Origin of the sequence: Pseudomonas sp. M2(2023), from assembly GCF_030263955.1 — a bacterium.
GTDB lineage: Bacteria > Pseudomonadota > Gammaproteobacteria > Pseudomonadales > Pseudomonadaceae > Aquipseudomonas > Aquipseudomonas asiatica.
In genome coordinates, this window is record NZ_CP127114.1 from 2222329 (window position 1) to 2241906 (window position 19578).

Below are 19578 nucleotides of genomic sequence, written 5' to 3' on the forward strand. Positions count from 1 at the left end.
TTGACAAGCTTTTGTTCTGCGACTTTAGTCTGATGTATTCGGACCCTGTGCGAGCTGGGGTCGATGTGTGTGCGGTGCCTACCTGTATCGCACCATTTACAAGGTTCCCGCCATTCCTGTGGGAGCCGGCTTGCCGGCGATGAGGCCAGTGGCGATAACGCAGCACCGTAGTGCCCAACTGCCCCAGAACCCAGAATCAGAACTGCGCACGTCACATTGACTGGGCGCGGGAAGGACCCTGTTGCCCTGAGTCATCTCCCGACAGATCGAGGGCAATTGAAATGGCAGATTTCAGCAAGTCGGACCTGGAGTTCATCCTTCAGCAGATCTTCATCGCCGAAGCGCATGCCGATGGCGCCAGCCTGATCGACCTGCTGCCCAACAGCCAGGTGCCGTTCGGCCTGCGTACCGTGGACGGCAGCTACAACAACCTGGTGACCGGGCAGAGCGAGTTCGGCGCCGCCGACAATTCGTTCCTGCGCCTGCTCAGCCCATCCTTCACCGGCGACTATGCCGGCACCGGCACGGTCATCGACTCGCAACCACGCACCATCAGCAACCTGATCGTCGACCAGACGGCGAACAACCCGGCAGCGGTCGAAGCCAATGGCGGCGCCGCCCCGGTGATCAGCCCCGGCATCGACGGGGTATTCGGCACCGCTGACGACACGGAGGTGTTCTTCATCCCCAACGTGTCGCCCGACGTCGGCCTGACCGCCGGCTTCAACGCCTGGATGACCTTCTTCGGCCAGTTCTTCGACCACGGCCTGGACCTGGTCACCAAGAGCAGCACCGACGTCGTGTTCATCCCGCTGCAGCCGGACGACCCGCTGTACGTCGAAGGTAGCCCGACCAACTTCATGGTGCTGCCGCGCGCCGTGCGTACTGCAGGCGCCGATGGTGTGGTGGGTACTGCCGACGATGGCCAGACCAACACTACCTCGCCGTTCGTCGACCAGAGCCAGACCTACAGCTCGCACCCCTCGCACCAGGTGTTCCTGCGTGAATACACGCTCAATGCCGCAGGCGACCCGGTAGCCACCGGGCGCCTGATCACCAACCGTGACCTGGGCGCCGATGGCCGCTTCGGCACCGCCGACGATGGCAATGGTGAAAGCGGTGGCATGGCCACCTGGGCAGTGGTCAAGGCCCAAGCCCGCGACCTGCTGGGTATCAACCTGACCGACGCCGATGTGCACAGCGTGCCACTGCTGGCCACCGACCCCTACGGCAACTTCCTGCGTGGGCCCAACGGCATGCCGCAGGTGGTGATGCGCGTGAACAATGGTGCCGACGGCATTGCCGGTACCGCCGACGACGTCACCACGCTGGTCGAAGGCAACCGCGACGCGCCTATCAGCCTGGCCAATGCCGTGAGCACCGGGCATGGCTTCCTTGACGACATCGCCCACAACGCCGCGCCGGTGATCGTGAACGGTGTGCTGCAGGCCGACGCCGATATTGCCGTCGGCAACGCGCAGCCAACCGGGCCTGGCGGCAATAACCTGACCTATGACAACGAACTGCTCGACGCCCACTACATCGCCGGCGACGGCCGGGTGAACGAGAACATCGGCCTGACCGCCGTGCACCACGTGTTCCACTCCGAGCACAACCGCCTGGTGCAGCAGACCAAGGACACCCTGCTGGCCGCCGGCGACCTGGCGTTTCTCAACCAGTGGCTGATCGATGATGTCGCTGCCATCCCCACCACGCCCGCCGAAATCGCCGCGCTGGTATGGGACGGCGAGCGGCTGTTCCAGGCTGCCAAATTCGGCACCGAAATGCAGTACCAGCACCTGGTGTTCGAGGAGTTCGCCCGCACCATTCAGCCGCAGATCGACGAGTTTCTCGCCCCCAACGGCTATGACACCTCGATCGACCCGGCCATCCTCGCCGAGTTCGCCCACGTGGTTTACCGCTTCGGCCACTCGATGCTGACCGAAACCGTCGACCGCTACGACCCGACGTTCGCCACGGTGAATGACGACCCGCAGCTGGGCCTGATCGCTGCCTTCCTCAACCCGCTGGCATTCGCCGGCAGTGGCGCCACTGCCGATGAAGCGGCCGGTGCGATCATCCGCGGTGTCACCCGCCAGTTGGGCAACGAAATCGACGAGTTCGTCACCGAAGCGCTGCGCAACAACCTGCTCGGCCTGCCGCTGGACCTGCCTGCGCTGAACATCGCGCGTGGCCGTGACACCGGCATCCCCACCCTGAACGAGGCGCGCCGCGAGTTCTACGCCATGACTGGCGACAGCCAGCTCAAGCCCTACATCAGCTGGGCCGACTTTGCCGACCACCTCAAGCACCCGGCGTCGCTGATCAACTTCATCGCCGCCTACGGTACCCACGCCACCATCACCGGGGCGGACACCGAAGCGGCCAAGCGCGCCGCTGCCGTGGCGCTGGTGCTTGGCGGTGACGGCGCGCCAGCAGACCGCCTGGACTTCCTCAACGGCACCGGCGCCTATGCCAACGTGACACTGGCCGGTGCCGACGGCATCGCCGGCACCGCCGATGACATCACCGGGGTGACCGTGACCGGTGTCGATGCCATCGACTTCTGGGTCGGCGGCCTGGCCGAGAAGAAAATGCCGTTCGGCGGCATGCTCGGCTCCAGCTTCAACTTCGTCTTCGAAACCCAGCTGGAAGCCCTGCAGAACGGCGATCGGTTCTACTACCTGTCGCGTACGGCGGGCATGAACTTCGGCACCGAACTGGAGAACAACTCCTTCGCCAAGCTGATCATGCTCAACTCCGATGTCACCCACCTGTCCAACACCGTGTTCCTCACGCCCACCTTCACCCTGGAAGTGGACCAGACCAAGCAGTTCACCGGCCTGGGCGCAGACGGCCGGGCCGACCCGACGGGCGGCATCATGATCAACGGCGTCGAGGTGGTGTCGCTGGTGATCCGCGACAACCCCGATACCGTCAATACCCCCGATACCGGGCCAGACACCAACTACCTGCACTACACCGGTGAAGATCACGTTGTGCTGGGCGGTACTGCTGGCGCCGACATCATCATCGCCGGCGAAGGCGACGACACGCTGTATGGCGATGGAGGCAATGACCTGCTCGAGGGCGGCGCTGGCAACGATGCCGTACTGGGCGGCGCTGGTGACGACATCATCACCGACTCCTTCGGCGACAACCGCCTGGAAGGCAACGACGGCAACGATGTGATCGTCGCCGGCAGCATGCTGGTGGGCGGCAACCTGATCCTGGGCGGCAACGGCCAGGACTTCATCATCACTACCGAAGACATCAGCACCACCTTCGGCGGCCAGGGCGACGACTTCATTCTCGGCGCCAAGACCAACCTGCCACCGACCGGCAACGAGGGTGACGACTGGATCGAGAAGGGCACCCAGGACGGTGCGCCCGGCGACAACTTTGCGCCGCTGCTGGGTGACGAAGTGGTCGGCAACGACATCTTCGTCGGTGGTGGCGGCTTCGACGAAATGATCGGCGAGGGTGGCGATGACATCTTTGTCGGCAGCGATGCCCAGGACAAGATGGATGGCATGTCCGGTTTCGACTGGATTACCAACAAGAATGACCAGGTCGGCGTCACCGTCGACCTGACCCTGGCCGCCCTGGCTCAGCCTCATGGCAACGCACCGAACCAGAACACCGGTATTTTCAACCCGGTCGGCGCCTCGCCGGCCTCCATCCTCGACCGCTTCGCCGAGGTCGAGGGCGTGTCCGGTTCGAACTTCGCCGATGTGCTCAAGGGCGATAATGTCGATGCCGTGACCATCCTCAACCATGGTGGTGCTACCGGTAGTGCGCTGACCAACGTGGCGCTGATCCGTGGCCTGCAGCAGTTCCTGGCCGATGCTGGGTTGCCGACCACCGGCTTTGCCACCGGTAACATCATGCTCGGCGGCAACGGCAGCGACCTGATCGAAGGCCGTGGCGGTGATGACCTGATCGACGGCGACAAGTGGCTCAACGTGCGCATCGCTGTGTACGCGCCGGGAGACGTCAACCACACCGGCCCTGAAATCGCCAGCTTCGACAGCATGGTCGACATGATTCCGTTCATGCTCGACCGTACCTACAACCCTGGCCAGCTCAAGGCCGTGCGGGAAATCCTGCCCGGCACCTCGACGGGTGGGGCGGCGTTCGACACGGCGGTGTTTTCGGGGGTGCAGAGCGAGTACACGGTGACGCAGAACACCAAAGGTACGCTGGACACTTCCGATGACGTCTGGACGGTGACCGACAACGTGGCCGGCCGCGATGGCGTCGATACCCTGCTGCACATCGAGCGCCTGCAGTTCGCCGATAGCCAGCGGGTGCTGGTGGAAGGGCTGAATGCGCAGCCTGTCGGCAGCCCGACCGTTACTGATAACAACGGCGGCGCGATTACCGTGGGTGACCTCCTTACGGTAAACGTGGCCGGCGTGCGGGATGCCGACAACATCAGCGCCGGCAACCCGCTTGGCACGCTCGCTGACCGTTCGGTGTCGTACTACTGGCAGTTCGAGGCCACCCCGGGCAGCGGTGTGTTCGAAGACATCATCCTGCTGCCGGCAGGCGACCTGGCGTTCCAGAGCGCCGACGGCACCACGTTCAAGGTGTCGCCGGACCTGGCCGGGTTGTCGTTGCGGGTCAAGGCGATCTACCAGGACGCCCATGGCACCACCGAAGTGCTGTTCTCCCAGCCCACCACCGTGGTGCAACCGGGCGCGCCTGTGGTACCGACGCCAGCCACGCCGGTGGTGGATGCCACGGCAGGCGGTGCCGGGCTGCACATGGTGCGCTCCGACCTCAACTTCATCCTCGAGCAAATCAAGATTGCCGAGGCCGACGCCAACGGGGCAGACATCCTCTCGCTGCTGCCCAACATCCGTGCGCCACTCGGCCTGCGGGCGGTGGATGGTTCGAACAACAACCTGATGAACCTCAACGGCATCAACAACACCGAGTTCGGTGCGGCCGACAACGTCTTCCCGCGCGTGACCGACCCGGTGTTCAACCCGGCCGAAGGTGCACCGGCCGGCTTCTTCGGCCCTGGCTCGCCGGCCATTCCGGGCTCGTCGTACGAGCAGACCAGTGGCCCGGTATTCGACTCGCAGCCGCGCACCATCAGTAACCTGATCGTCGACCAGACCTCCAACAACCCGGCGGCCTATGCCACCGCGTATGATCCGGGTGCGGACGGCGTGCTCAACTTCGGCGTCGAGGGCAATGACGACGTGCTCAAGGACGGCGTGCGCATCGTCGCCAGCCCGGGCCTGGACGGCCAGTTCGGCACCGACGACGATCACGACGTATACCTGTTCGAGAACACCGCCGCCGATGCCGGCCTGTCCGCGCCGTTCAACGCCTGGATGACCTTCTTCGGGCAGTTCTTCGACCATGGCCTGGACCTGGTCACCAAGGGGGGCTCGGGCACCATCTACATCCCGCTGCAACCGGATGACCCGCTGTACGTGGAGGGCGGTTTCACCAACTTCATGGTGGTGACCCGTGCCACCAACCAGCCTGGGCCGGACGGCGTGCTTGGCACGGCCGACGACATCCACGAGCACACCAATACCACCTCGCCGTTCGTGGACCAGAACCAGACCTACAGCTCGCACCCCTCACACCAGGTGTTCCTGCGCGGCTATGTGCTGACTGACGACGGGCCTATTGCCACCGGCCGGTTGATCACCAACCGGGACCTGGGCGCTGACGGCCGCTACGGTACCGCCGACGACACCGAAATTGGTGGCATGGCGACCTGGAAGGTGGTCAAGGCCCAGGCTCGTGACGTACTGGGCATAAACCTGACCGATGCAGACGTAGACAACGTGCCGCTGCTGGCGACCGATGCCTACGGCAACTTCATCAAGGGGCCCAACGGCTTCCCGATGGTGATCATGAAAGGCGCCGACGGCATTGCCGGCACGGCCGACGACCAGCAGGTCGAGGGCAACCCGCTGGCGCCGATCGACCTGACCAACGCCGTGCGCACCGGTCACCAGTTCCTTGCCGACATCGCCCACAATGCCGTGCCGGTGTTCAGCAATGGCGTGCTGGTGCCTGATGCTGATACCGATGTCGGCAACGCCGTGCCGGTGAACCCGCAGACTGGCGCCAACCTGGCCTACGACAACGAGCTGCTCGATGCGCACTACATCGCCGGCGACGGCAGGGTCAACGAGAACATCGGCCTGACCGCCGTGCATGCGATCTTCCACTCCGAGCACAACCGGCTGGTGGCGCAGACCATGGACACCGTGCTCGACTCGGGTGACCTGGCCTTCATCAACGAGTGGCTGCTCAACCCGTTGAGCGCGCTGCCGGCCAACCAGGCCGAGATCGATGCACTGGTGTGGAATGGCGAGCGGCTGTTCCAGGCCGCCAAGTTCGGTACCGAGATGCAGTACCAGCACCTGGTGTTCGAGGAGTTCGCCCGTACCGTGCAGCCGCGGGTCGACTTGTTCTTCGCCCCGACCCAGGTGTATGACGTCGACCTCGATGCGTCGATCGTGGCCGAATTCGCCCACACCGTGTACCGCTTCGGCCACTCGATGCTGACCGAAACCGTCGACCGCTTCGACGTCGACTTCACCGTCATCAGCGACCCGGCCAGCGCCAACCCCGACCAGCAACTGGGCCTGATCGCGGCGTTCCTCAACCCGCTGGCGTATGCCGCCAGTGGCGTCACCCCCGAGGATGCCACCAGCGCCATCGTGCGCGGGGTAACCCGCCAGGCCGGTAACGAGATCGACGAGTTCGTCACCGAGGCGCTACGCAACAACCTGCTCGGCCTGCCGCTGGACCTGCCGGCGATCAACATCGCCCGTGGCCGCGACGTCGGTATCCCTTCGCTGAACGCCGTGCGCCGCGACATCTACGCGCAAACCGGCGATACCCAGCTCAAGCCGTACACCAGCTGGGTCGACCTGGTACAGCACCTGAAGCATCCGGAGTCGTTGATCAACTTCATCGCCGCCTACGGCACCCACAGCACCATCACCGGGGCCACCACGTTGCTGGAGAAACGCGCGGCGGCCATGGCCCTGGTGTTCGGCGGCGACGGCGCGCCAGCCGATCGCCTGGACTTCCTCAACAGCACCGGCGCCTACGCCAACGTCACCCTGCCTGGCAAGGATGGCGTGCTCGGCACCGTCGATGACCTGCGGGCAGTGACCGTGACCGGTGTCGATGCCATCGACCTGTGGATCGGTGGCCTGGCGGAGGCGAAAACCCCGTTCGGCGGCATGCTGGGCACCACGTTCAACTTCGTGTTCGAAAACCAGTTGGAGAAACTGCAGGACGGCGACCGCTTCTACTACCTGGAGCGCACCGCCGGCCTGTCGATGAATGCCGAGCTGGAAAGCAACTCGTTCGCCAAACTGATCATGGCCAACACCTCGGCCACCCACCTGCCGGGCCTGGTGTTCTCCGACGTTGGCTTCTACCTGGAAGTGGACCAGAGCAAGCAGTTCAACGAAGGCTTGGGCAATGCCGACCCACTGGGCGAAAACGGCGAGCAGGTGGTGTTCCGCGACAGCCCGCTGACAGTAGGCCCGGACACCAACTACATCCGCTACGCCGGTGACCAGCACATTGTGCTGGGTGGCACCAACGGTGACGACATCCTGGTTTCCAGCGAGGGTGACGACACTGTCTGGGGCGATGGCGGCAACGACCGCATCGAGGGTGGCGACGGCAACGACCAGCTGCGTGGTGGTGCCGGCGACGACATCATCAGCGACATGGGTGGTGACGACAACATCCAGGGCGGCGACGGCAACGATGTGCTGCACGGCGGTAATGGCATCAACCTGATCATCGGCGGTTTCGGCAACGACTTCATCGTTACCGGTGAGGACGCCTCCGAAGCCATTGGCGGCCAGGGCAACGACTTCATCCTGGGCAGCAAGGCCAACGAGCAGGACATGGGCAACGAAGGTGACGACTGGATCGAGAAGGGTACCTCGGACGGTGCGCCTGGCGACAACTTCGACCCGCTCGGCAACGACCCGATCATCGGCAACGACGTGTTCATCGGTGGCAACGAGAACGACAAGTTCAACGGTGAAGGCGGTGACGACATCATGGTCGGCAGCCTGGGCTTCGGTGACCGCTACATCGGTGGTTCCGGCTACGACTGGGCAACCTTCAAGGGCCTGGCCCAGGGCGTGACTGTCGACTTCAGCGACCGCTTCTTCGATGTGCCGCCGGTACCGGGTTCGGGCGCGTCTGCGCTGGTGCGCTTCGACATCATGGAAGGCCTGTCGGGGTCGGCTCATGGCGACTTCCTGCGTGGTGACAGCGAAACCTCTGCCACCTTGCCGACCAATGGCGCCAACGGCAGCGTACTGACCAACATCAGCCTGATCAATGGCCTGTCCAGCCTGCTGGCCGCCGGTGCAACGTTCTACGATGGTGGCAACATCATCCTCGGTGGCAGTGGTAGCGACCTGATCGAAGGCCGTGGCGGCGACGACATCCTCGACGGTGACAAGTGGCTGAACGTGCGCATCAGCGTGCGCGCCAACAGCGACGGCACTGGCCCGGAAATCGCCAGCTACGACAGCATGGAGCCGATGGTGCCGCTGATGCTCAATGGCACCTACAACCCGGGCCAGCTGGTGATCGTTCGCGAAATCCTCAACGGCACCGACAGCTACGACACGGCGGTGTACTCGGGGGTGGCCAGCGACTACAGCGTGGTAGTCGATGGCAACTCGGTGATCGTCACCGACTCGGTGGCCGGGCGTGATGGTGTCGACCGCCTGACCGGCATCGAGCGCCTGCAGTTCTCGGATAGCTCGCAAGCTTCCGGTGTGGGTACCGCCGTCAACGCCGGCCCCACCGGCAGCCTGGTGATCCTTGACGCTGCCACCGGCGTGCGTGACGACACACCGGTAAGCGGCCAGCTGCTGCGGGTTACCCCGCTGGCGGTACATGACGCGGACAATGTCAGCGCAACCAACCTGACCGGTGCGATCACCGGCCCGGTGGCGTACTACTGGCAAGTAGAGACGCTGCCAGGTTCGGGGGTCTATGAAGACATCACCTTCGTTGCTGCCGGCGAGGTTTCGCGAGCTGTCGGTACCACCTACCGGGTCACGGACGATGTGGCGGGGCTGAACATCCGCGTACGCGCGGTGTACCAGGACACCAAGGGCACGCTGGAAATCGTCGATTCGGCGCCGAACAACGCGCCGACTGCCGGGCCTACCGTGACCGGGCTGCTGGTGCAGAACCAGACGCTCACCGCCAACCCGGCAACCATTGTCGATGCCGACGGCCTGAGCAACCCGCGGTTCACCTTCCAGTGGCAGTCCAACCGGGGGACCGGCTGGGTCGACATTGCTGGCGCCATCAACAGCACCTTCCTCCTTACCCAGAACCAGGTGGGGCAGAACATGCGGGTGGTGGTCAGCTACGTGGATGACTTCGGTGTGCAGGAAAGCATCGCCTCCGACATCCTCGACCCGGTGGCCAACGTCAACGATGCGCCCACTGGTGCCGTGCTGATCAGCGACACCACGCCAGACCAGGGCCAGACGCTGACCGCGCTCACCGGCAGTATCGCCGACCTGGATGGGCTGGGCGCGTTCAGCTTCCAGTGGCAGCAGAACATTGGCGGCACCTTCAGCAACATCGCGGGTGCCACTGCTGCAACCTTCACTCCGGGCTTCGAACAGGGTAACCGGCAGTTGCGGGTGGTCGTGAGCTACACCGACGCCTTCGGCACCCTGGAAACGCTGACCTCGGCAGCGACTGCGGCGGTGGTGCCGCCGGCAGGCGTGGTGCTGGTCGGTACTGCCGGGGCCAACACCCTGACCGGTGGTGCGGGCAATGACACGCTCTCGGGGCTGGGCGGCAACGATGTGCTCAACGGCCTTGGCGGCGCCGACCAACTGTTCGGCGGTGATGGTAACGACATCCTCAACGGCGGTAACGACCCCGACAGCCTCGACGGCGGTGCCGGCAACGACACCCTCAACGGCGGGCTTGGTGCGGATGCCATGGTTGGCGGTGCAGGCAACGATACCTTCGTGGTCGACAACCTCGGCGATACCGTGAGCGAGGCGCTGAACGGCGGTGTCGACCTGGTGCAGACCACCCTTGCCAGCTACACCCTGGGTGCCAACGTCGAAAACCTGACCTTTACCGGGGCAGGCAACTTCACGGGTACCGGCAACACGCTGGCCAACACCATCACCGGTGGTGCTGGCAATGACCTGCTCGATGGCGGTGCCGGTATCGACCGCCTGGTCGGTGGCCTGGGCGACGACACCTATGTGGTGGACAACGCCGGGGATGTAGTGGTCGAGGCTACGGCTGCCGGTACGGATACCGTGCGTGCCACGGCGGCCAGCTACACGCTGGGTGCCAACGTCGAGAACCTGACCTATATCGGGGCGGGCAACTTCACCGGTACCGGCAATGGCCTGGCGAACGTCATTACCGGCGCGGCGGGTAACGACACCCTCAACGGCGATGGCGGCAACGACCAGTTGCTCGGTGGCCTGGGCACCGACACCCTGAACGGTGGCGCTGGCGACGACACCCTCGACGGCGGTGCCGGCAACGACTCGCTGTTCGGCGATACCGGCAACGATAACCTGCAGGGTGGTGCCGGCGATGACAACCTTGACGGCGGCAACGGCGTCGATGTGCTGCAGGGTGGCGATGGCAATGACACGCTGTTTGGTGGCGTTGGCAATGACACCTTGCAGGGTGGTGCCGGCAATGACTTCCTCAACGGTGCGGCGGGTAACGATACCGTCGTGGGCGGTGCCGGCGACGACACGATGATGGCCTCCGACGGCAATGATGTCTTCCAGTTCGCTGCCGGCTTCGGCAATGACCTGATTATCAACTTCGATGCAGTCCCGCAGGGTGGCCAGGACCGGCTGGATATCTCTGCTCTCAACATTACCGCTGCCACCTTTGCCGCCAACGTCACCATCGCCGATGTCGGCAATGACACGCTGGTCAGCATCGGTGCTACCGACTCCATCCGCCTGGTGGGGGTGGCGGATGCAACCACGGTGACCGTAGCGGACTTCAACCTGGCAGGTTGAGGGCCTGGGAGGACGCAGCAAGGGCCGCTCTGCGGCCCATTCGCGGGCAAGCCCGCTCCTACAGGGATATCACTGCCCTCAGGCTTGGTGATACCCCTGTAGGAGCGGGCTTGCCCGCGAAGAGGTTGGTTCAGGCAACAGATAACTCACAGATACCCCACAATACTCAGCCCTGTGGTGAACCTGTGGGAGCTGGCTAGCCTGCGATTGGGCCGCATAGCGGCCGATGTCGCACGCGCTTACTTAATGAACCGCACCTGGCTGTTGATCTTCTCGATCACCGCCCCCTTGCGTTCGTTGAACCGGGCCTTGTTCTGCTCGAACAGGTTGTTGCCCTTGGTGTCGATGGAGATGATCAACGGGCCGAACTCGCGCACGCGGTTCACCCACAGCGTCTCCGGCATGCCCAGGTCCTGCCATTCCGCACGCTCGATCTCTTCCACCTGGGTCGCCGCCAGCACCGCGCAACCGCCCGGGAACACTGCATGCACTGCCTTGTTCTCCAGGCAACCGGTCGTGGTCTCCGGGCCCATGCCGCCCTTGCCGACGATCAGCTTGACGCCGGTCTGCTCGATGAACTGCTTCTCGAACTTTTCCATGCGCATGCTGGTGGTCGGGCCAATGGAGACCATCTCGAAGCTGCCATCATCCTTCTTCCTGACGATGGGGCCTGCGTGGAAAATCGCGCCGCCACGCAAGTCGACCGGCAGCTCGCGGCCCAGCTCGATGAGCCGGCGGTGGGCAACGTCACGGCAGGTCACCAGTTGGCCGGTGAGGTAGACCACATCGCCCACGTTGAGGTTGGCCAGGTCTTCGTCGCTGATTGGTGTGCTCAGGATCTTCTTCACAGTACTACCCCTTCGTGCGAGAGGATGTCGTAGGACAGGTCGGCGTTGATGCGGATCTTGCCGCGGCGGTGCGCCCAGCAGCCGGTGGATACCGCCACACCGATGGTGGACGGGTGGCGGGCCGAAGACTCGATGTTCACGCCCATCACGCTGCTGTTGCCGGTCAGCCCCTGCGGGCCGATACCGATTTCGTTGAGGCCTTCCTCCAGCAACTTTTCCATCATCGCCGCGCTTTCGTTGGGGTGGCTGGAGTCCACTTCGCGCAGGATGGCCTTCTTCGACAGGCGTGCCGCCGTCTCCACCGAGGTCGACACCCCTACACCCACCAGCAGTGGCGGGCAGGCGTTGACACCGCGTGAGGTAATGACATCGAAGACGAACTCGGTCACCCCTTCATAGCCTTGCCCTGGCATCAGTACCTTGGCCGAACCCGGCAGGGTGCAGCCACCGCCGGCCATGTACACGTCGACGATGGCGTAGTCGGCATCGGGAATGATTTCCCAGTCCAGCCACGGGATTTTCGAGCCGGTATTGGTGCCGGTGTTCTTCTCGATGAAGGTTTCCACCGCATTGTGGCGCAGCGGCCCCTGGATGGTGGCTTCCCTGGTGGCGTTCTCGAGGATGCCTTCCATCTCGCCCAGCAGCGGGAAGCGCGCGCCTGCCGAGACGAAGTACTGGATGACGCCGGTGTCCTGGCAGCTGGGCCGGTTGAGCTTGTCGGCGTATTCCTGGTTATCGGCCATCGAGTCGTACACGGCGATGGCCAGCGGGTTGGTTTCGGCGGCACGCAACTTGGCGGTTTTTTCCTTGACGTCGCGGGGCAGGCGCTTGCCGATATAGGCGGTGAACTTGGCCATCACGTCGGTAAGCGATGACACGGCTGTTTCTTTGTCCATGATTATTTCCTCACTGCATCACAAGGCGGGTTCTTTTTGCTGGTTTTCGAAAGGTCAGGGTGCGGGGGTGCCGGCCTCCATGCGTGCAAGGGCGGGGTGCGGAGCCGCGGCCTCGGGTTCGGGTTCGGTCGGCAACTGGCCGTCCAGGGCCTTGGCCATACGCTGCTTGTCCAGCGCACCCACCCAGTTGGCGATGGCCACGGTGCCGACCGCGTTGCCGATGGTGTTGGTGATGGCCCGGGCTTCGGACATGAAGCGGTCCACGCCCAGCAGCAGGACCATGCCGGCCACCGGGATGTTGTCCATGGTCGCCAGGGTCGCGGCCAGGGTGATGAAGCCCGAGCCGGTTACGCCGGCAGAGCCTTTGGAGGTGAGCAGCAGCACACCCAGCACGATCAGTTGGTCCATCAGGGTCAACGGTGTGTTGGTGGCCTGGGCGATGAAGATGGCGGCCATGGTGTAGTAGATGCACTGGCCGTCCGGGTTGAAGGTAAGGCCCGAGGGGATCACCAGGCCGACCACAGGCTTGGACACGCCAACCTTTTCCAGCTTGTTCATCAGTTGTGGCACTACCGACTCGGATGAGCTGGTACCCAGCACCGTGAACAGTTCTTCCTTGAGGTACTTGAGGAACTTCCACAGGTTGAAGCCGCACAGCCGGGCAATGGCGCCCAGCACCACCACCACGAACAGGAAGCAGGTCAGGTACATGGTCGCCATCAGTTTGCCCAGCGAAACGATCGAGCCCAGCCCGTACTTGCCCACGGTGAAGGCCATGGCCCCGCAGGCGGCCAGTGGTGCCACGCGCATGATCATGCCGACGATGAAGAACATGCCGTGGGAGAACGCTTCCAGCACATCCACCATCGGCTTGCCGCGCGGGCCCAGGTGGGAGAGGGCGATGCCGAACAGCGTGCTGAACAGCAGGATCGGCAGGATCTCGTTCTTGGCGAAGGCATCGGTCACGCTGCCGGGTATCACATGCAGCAGGAAGTCGATGAAGCCGCCGCTGTTGCCGGCTGCCGCGGCGGTGTAGGTGGAGATACTTTTGGCATCGAGGGTGGCGGGGTCGACGTTCATGCCCTGGCCGGGCTGCACGATATTGACCACCACCAGCCCAAGCACCAGGGCAAAGGTGGACAGCACTTCGAAGTAGATCAGCGCGCGTACGCCGACGCGACCGAGTTCCTTCATGTTTTCCATCTTGGCGATGCCCAGCACCACCGTGGCGAAGATGATCGGGGCGAAGACCATCTTGATCAGTTTGATGAAGGCATCACCGACGGGCTTCAGATCAGCGCCAACCTGCGGCCAGAACACCCCGATCAGCACCCCGAGGGTTACGCCGATCAATACCTGTACGTAGAGCTTGCCGAACAATCGCTTGGCCATTGCCGTCTCCGAATTATTGTTGTGAGTCGGATTTATCTGGCGGCCGGGCTGCTCGTGAGGGTGCAGGTCACACCTGGCCTTGGCGGCCGAAGAGCCCAGCTTTCTTGTGGTTAATCACGCAGGGCAAAAGGTAATGGTTTTTCAAAAATGCTGTAATACAATGAAATTCAACTCATTGTTTCCCTCAGGTTAATTATGAATCCGGTATCGGAGCTGGCGTTCTTCACCCAGCTGATCAGGGTGGGTAGCCTGGCGGGCACCGCTCGCGAGCTGAACTTGACCCCGCCAGCGGTCTCCAAGCGCCTGGCGCAGCTGGAACAGCGCCTGGGCGTGCGCCTGCTAAACCGCACCACACGCAGCATCAGCCTTACCGCCGAGGGCGAGACTTACCTGGTGAATGCCAAGCGCATATTGGGCGAGATCGAGGAAATGGAGCGGCAGGTGTCCAGCAGCCGTGCCGAGCCCAATGGCTTGCTGCGGGTCAATGCGCCGCTGGGCTTTGGCCGTACCCATGTGGGGCCGGCGGTGTCGTCGTTTGCCAAGCGCTATCCCGAAGTGGAGGTGCAACTGCACCTGACCGACCGCCCCATTGCCCTGCCGAACGACGCCATCGACGTGGCCATCCGCTTTGGCGAGCTGCCCGACTCGCGGCTGATCGCCCGCAAGATCGCAGCCAACCGCCGCCGATTGTGTGCGTCGCCCGGTTATCTGGAAGCCCACGGTACCCCCGAAGCGCCGAAGGACCTGGCCAGCCACAACTGCATCGTGTTACGCCAGAATGACGCCGCGTTCGGTATCTGGCGGCTGAGCCGCGGCAAGCAGAGCGAATCGGTGAAGGTGCATGGCAGCCTCAGCACCAATGATGGCGAGGTCGCCCTGAACTGGGCGCTGGACGGGCAGGGCATTCTGTTGCGGGCCGAGTGGAACCTGGCCGATCACCTGCGCAGCGGGCGCCTGGTGGAGGTGCTTGGCGATTACCAGACGCCGCCTGCGGATATCTATGCGGTGTACCTGGAACGCCTGAACCTGTCGGCCAAGGTGTCGTGTTTCGTCGAGCACCTGAGGGCATTCTTCCGCCAGGGGGACAGCCTGGCAGCGTGGCATTGAGGCCTTTACCACAGGCGATCGCGTTATACTCCGCGCCTTTGCCCATGCCCGGAATCCGCCCATGCGCCAGGTTTTGCTCATTGTCGATGTCCAGTCCACCTTCAGCCCGCCCGAGTGGCTGGTCGATGGCCTGCGTCGGTTGTCGGCCAACATCCCCACCATTGCCTCGGTCGAGTTGCACGATGAACAGGTCACGCCGTTCGAGCGCCAGCTCGGCTGGCACCCGGCGGCGGAGGACGAGAGCCTGGTCGAAGCCGACCAGGTGTTCGTCAAGCATGGCTACGGGCAGAGCGCCGAGGCCATCGACTACATCAGGCAATTGGGCGTGGAGCGCGTGCTGGTATGTGGGTTGCAGACCGAAACTTGCGTGCTGGCCGCCGGTTTTGCCCTGTTCGATGCGGGGCTGATGCCCACTCTGGTAACGGACATGACTGTAGGGTCTTCGCTGGACAGGTCGGGCAAGCTGGGCATCGACCTTTGGAAGCATCACTTCCGCCAGGTCACTACCTCGGCCGAGGTGCTGGCCGAAGTGGCCTCACGAGGCTAGTGCATGCAGTCATCATGCGGGCATGCATTTGCGCTGCGCTGTCACGTAGAGAACTGAATTCGCAAGCGGTCCGCGTACCCTGTGGGAGCGGCTTTAGCCGCGAAGAAACCAACGCGGTGCATGGCACCGGCTGCGCCGGTGTTCGCGGCTAAAGCCGCTCCCACAGAGTCCCTGCTAATTCAATGAGTCATGTGCAGTTCTGTGGGAGCGGCCTTGTGTCGCGAAAGGGCTGCAAAGCAGCCCCGGCAATATGTGCAGCGCAGCTGAAATCGAGGGGCTGCTGCGCAGCCCGATCGCGACACAAGGCCGCTCCTACACAGAACGCGTCGCAAGGCGAAAACCTCAGGCCACATCCACCAGCACGATCTCGCTGTCCTCGATGGCGGTCACCCGCAGCACCTCCTCCTGCTCGATCGCCACGCCATCGCGCGCCTTGGCCCGCAGCCCGTTGACCTCCACCAGCCCCTTGGCCGGCACCAGGTAACCCCGGCGAGCGGTATCGAAGCGGTACTCGGCAGTTTCACCGGCCCGCAGGGTGGCAGCCACCAGCCGCGCATCGGTGCGGATCTGCAGGCTGTCCTCATCGCCCGCACGGCCGCTGGCCAGGGTCACGAAGCCTTCGCCACGCTCACCTTTGGGGAACGGCCGGGTACCCCATTGCGGTGCTTCGCCGGTGCGCTCCGGCACGATCCAGATCTGGAAAATACGCGTGTCGACGTCTTCCAGGTTGTACTCGCTATGCACGATGCCAGTGCCGGCGCTCATCACCTGCACGTCACCGGCTTCGGTACGGCCTTTGTTACCCAGGCTGTCCTGGTGACTGATCGCGCCTTCACGCACATAGGTGATGATTTCCATGTCGCGGTGCGGGTGCGGCGGGAAGCCGCTGCCAGCAGCGATCAGGTCGTCGTTCCACACCCGCAGGTTGCCCCAGTGCATGCGCGCCGGGTCGTAGTACTCGGCAAACGAGAAATGATGGTGGGCGTCGAGCCAGCCGTGGTTGGCGTGGCCGAGGCTTTCGAACGGTCGCAGTTGCAGCATGGTCGTGCTCCTTGAATCAGTGGAATGAGGCCATGATGCGTCAAAGAAGCATCGAAAATAAGCGTAAATATCGGCTTAAAACAATCAGTAAAGTTGATTTAATGCAATAGAGTGTTTTATTCGCTTCATCGCCTAATCCACTGATCTGCAAGCATTCGCTGGCGATTTTTTGTCGATGCGGCGAACATGCCCGCTGATTTTGTTTTTCAACGGAGTGACCGTGGCCCACGAGCAACCCCAGGCCCCCGCCGACCTTACCCCTCCTGCACAACTGCCTTGGTTTCGCCGCCTGGCGGCCCGCCTGCTGGGGCGTGGCCTGACCCGCCTGCAGGCCCAGCACCGCGACTCCTGGTTCCTCGGCCACGCCAGCGGCCAGCGCAGTGGCCATGCCGATGGCGTGCGTGAAGGGTTCGAACGCGGGCGGGTGGAAGGTTACGAGGCCGGGCGCCAGGTGCTGGTGATCCGCGACACCCGGCCAGACACCGCCGCCGTACCGGGCCGGGATGACAACCTGTTCGATGACTGGCGCCTGCCGCTGACTGCCGAGCTGAAAAAGCGCTTCAAGGCCGATGTCGCCCAGCGTCTGCCCGCCGAGGCGCAACCCAGTGCCGCGCAATGGAAGCTGATTTTCAGTGACACACCGTCCACCTGCGTGGTGGCAGGGGCCGGGGCGGGCAAGTCCACCTCGCTGGTGCTGCGCATCCTGCTGTTGCGCCACTACCTGGGCTACGAGCTGGATGCGATGACCGTGGTCACCTTCACCCGCGAGTCGCGCAAGGACTTCATCAAGCGCCTGCTGCAGGTTTTCGCCCTGTGGCAGATCAACCTGCAACCGCCGCAGGCCCGCGAGCTGGTGCGCACGTTCCATTCGCGCATCCTGCCGCTGGTGCGCAGCCTGCCGGGTTTTGGCCAGGTGCGCGCGTTCGAAACGCTGGGCAACGAGATGCCGGCCGGGCGTGAGGCCGAGGCCGAGAGCAACCCGTTCGACCTGCGCCTGAACGATGCCCAGCGCCAGCAACTGAACCAGTGCTACAGCACGCTGCTGGGCGAGAGCCCGCGTTTTGCCGAGCTGGTCGGCCTGTTGCGCAGCGAAGCCCTGCAGCTGAAGCCGCTGGACCCGAACAACCCCGATGTGCAGAAGCGCGCCCAGGTAACCCAGCTGGCTGCCCAGCGCGACGAAGAGCTGTGCGACGTGATCGAAGACCTGTGGTTCGCCGCCGGCGCCTGGCCGATCAAGGGCATCGAACCCTGCCGCGAGACCATCGAGATTCGTGGCAGCCGCTTCCATGTGCATGGCCGTCTGGCCGGCCAGGGGCCTCTGCTCGTGCTGGGCTTCGACCCGGCGGAAAGCGCGCAGTACCAGCGCCCCGGTGCCAAGCTGGCAGTGCGTGCCGAGTGGGCGGTCAAGCGCACCCTGTTGCAGGCCTTCTGCGACCAGCCGCTGATCTGGCTCGACAACTACGCCATGGCCCGGCGCCTGGCAGCGTCGCTGGCCGGTGATGCCGTGGCCGGCCCCGGCTTCGAATACAAGGTCAAGGGCGAACTGGCCCCGGCGCCGCTGCTCGATGCCTTTGTCGGCGCGGCGAACTTCATCGAGAACCTCGGCCTGGAGGTGAACACTGCCGTCGCGGCGATGAGCTTCCCGTCCGGCGACAGCGATGCGCTGTTCTTCGAGGCCCTGGCCCTGTACTGGAAGGCCCTGGAGGCGCACCTGCTGGACCAGTCGCCGCCGGTGATGAGCTACAACCGCATGTTCGCCTTGTTCGGCGAGAACAACCCGGAAAACCTGCAACTGCTGCCCGACCCGTTGCTGCGGCCGCTGGCGCACCTGATGATCGACGAGTTCCAGGACGTGTCACCGCAGATCGTCAGCTGGCTTCGCGCCAGCCTCGCCGAGATCCGTCGTCGCGGCCCGGCGATGCACACCGGGCGCCATGCCCAGCATTCGTCGCTGCTGTGCGTGGGCGACGACTGGCAGTCGATCTACGGCTGGCGTGGCAGTTCGCCCAAGTACTTCATGGAATTCACCAAGGCCTTCCCGTCGTCGGCCAACACTCGGGTGATGCTGGTCGACAACTACCGTTGCCAGCAGCAGGTGATCGACGCGGCCGAGCACCTGGTCAAGGGCACCCCGGCGATAGCCGGCAAGAAAGCCCGGGCCAGTGGCCCGGCGGCCGAGTTGCCAGGCTCGCCGGTAAAAGTGTTCGACCGTGACGAGGCAGCCCTGGGTGAAACACTGATCGAGCACTACCAGCGTGGCGAGACGGTGATGATGCTGTACCGCAAGGGCAGCGACAGGGCGCTGATGAACGAGCACCTGCAAGGCGTGCTGCACGCCGAGGCGGCGTTGCCGGCCGAGCAGCGCCGGCTGCGCCAGTTGACCTACCACAGTGCCAAGGGCTTGCAAGCCGATGCAGTGTTCATGCTGGGCGACTGCCAGTACCTGACCAGTTCACCCTACAAGAACCAGGTGTATCGCCAGGCCGGGCTGGGCAAGGCCGGTGATGCCCAGCCGTTCGATACCGCGCAGAAGGAAGAGGTGCAGCGCCTGGCCTACGTGGCGGTAACCCGCGCGGTCAGGCACTGCTATTGGCATGTGGAGGCGGCTAACGCAGAGGCGGCGGCAGCGCCGCGTGCGTCGAGCCAGGTGGATGGGCGGCAGGCCTTCTTCGAAGACCTGCGTGGTCATTGAT

General features: G+C 64.0%; 8 protein-coding genes. 4 read left to right on the top strand and 4 right to left on the bottom strand.

Features of this window, described 5'->3' with window-relative positions; translation table 11 throughout:
* The first annotated feature begins 281 nt into the window (after window positions 1-281).
* Window positions 282-11054 carry a peroxidase family protein gene (locus QN085_RS10320; protein ID WP_041506090.1) on the top strand — a complete coding sequence of 3591 codons (10773 nt, stop codon included), beginning with the start codon at window positions 282-284 and terminating at the stop codon, window positions 11052-11054.
* A gap of 239 nt (window positions 11055-11293) precedes the next feature.
* Here QN085_RS10320 and ttdB read toward each other — a convergent pair whose 3' ends face one another.
* From ttdB to QN085_RS10335, 3 genes are read right to left on the bottom strand one after another with little or no spacing between them, the layout of a single operon-like run.
* A complete protein-coding gene (ttdB, locus tag QN085_RS10325) occupies window positions 11294-11902 on the bottom strand; it encodes a L(+)-tartrate dehydratase subunit beta (protein ID WP_003259286.1) in 609 nt (202 codons plus the stop codon).
* Complete coding sequence (gene ttdA / locus QN085_RS10330) at window positions 11899-12798, bottom strand: L(+)-tartrate dehydratase subunit alpha (protein ID WP_013972067.1); 900 nt, start codon at window positions 12796-12798, stop codon at window positions 11899-11901. The genes ttdB and ttdA overlap by 4 nt, the downstream gene beginning before the upstream one ends.
* Before the next feature lie 54 nt (window positions 12799-12852).
* Entirely contained in the window at window positions 12853-14190 is a 1338-nt protein-coding gene (locus QN085_RS10335) for a dicarboxylate/amino acid:cation symporter (RefSeq protein WP_023661378.1), read from the bottom strand.
* 195 nt (window positions 14191-14385) lie between these two features.
* Between QN085_RS10335 and QN085_RS10340 the strand changes: the two genes are divergently transcribed.
* Window positions 14386-15297 carry a LysR family transcriptional regulator gene (locus tag QN085_RS10340; RefSeq protein ID WP_285690766.1) on the top strand — a complete coding sequence of 304 codons (912 nt, stop codon included), beginning with the start codon at window positions 14386-14388 and terminating at the stop codon, window positions 15295-15297.
* A 61-nt stretch (window positions 15298-15358) separates the two neighbouring features.
* Window positions 15359-15844: an isochorismatase family protein gene (locus QN085_RS10345; RefSeq protein ID WP_013972070.1), complete on the top strand. Its 486-nt coding sequence runs from the start codon at window positions 15359-15361 to the stop codon at window positions 15842-15844.
* 342 nt (window positions 15845-16186) lie between these two features.
* Here the strand turns inward: QN085_RS10345 and QN085_RS10350 are convergent, their stop codons facing one another.
* Window positions 16187-16885, bottom strand: a complete 699-nt coding sequence (locus QN085_RS10350) for a pirin family protein (protein ID WP_013972071.1) — start codon at window positions 16883-16885, stop codon at window positions 16187-16189.
* Window positions 16886-17060: 175 nt separating this feature from the next.
* On the opposite strand from QN085_RS10350, the gene QN085_RS10355 reads away from it, so the two are divergent.
* Entirely contained in the window at window positions 17061-19577 is a 2517-nt protein-coding gene (locus QN085_RS10355) for a UvrD-helicase domain-containing protein (RefSeq protein ID WP_041506088.1), read from the top strand.
* The last annotated feature ends 1 nt before the right edge of the window (window position 19578 follow it).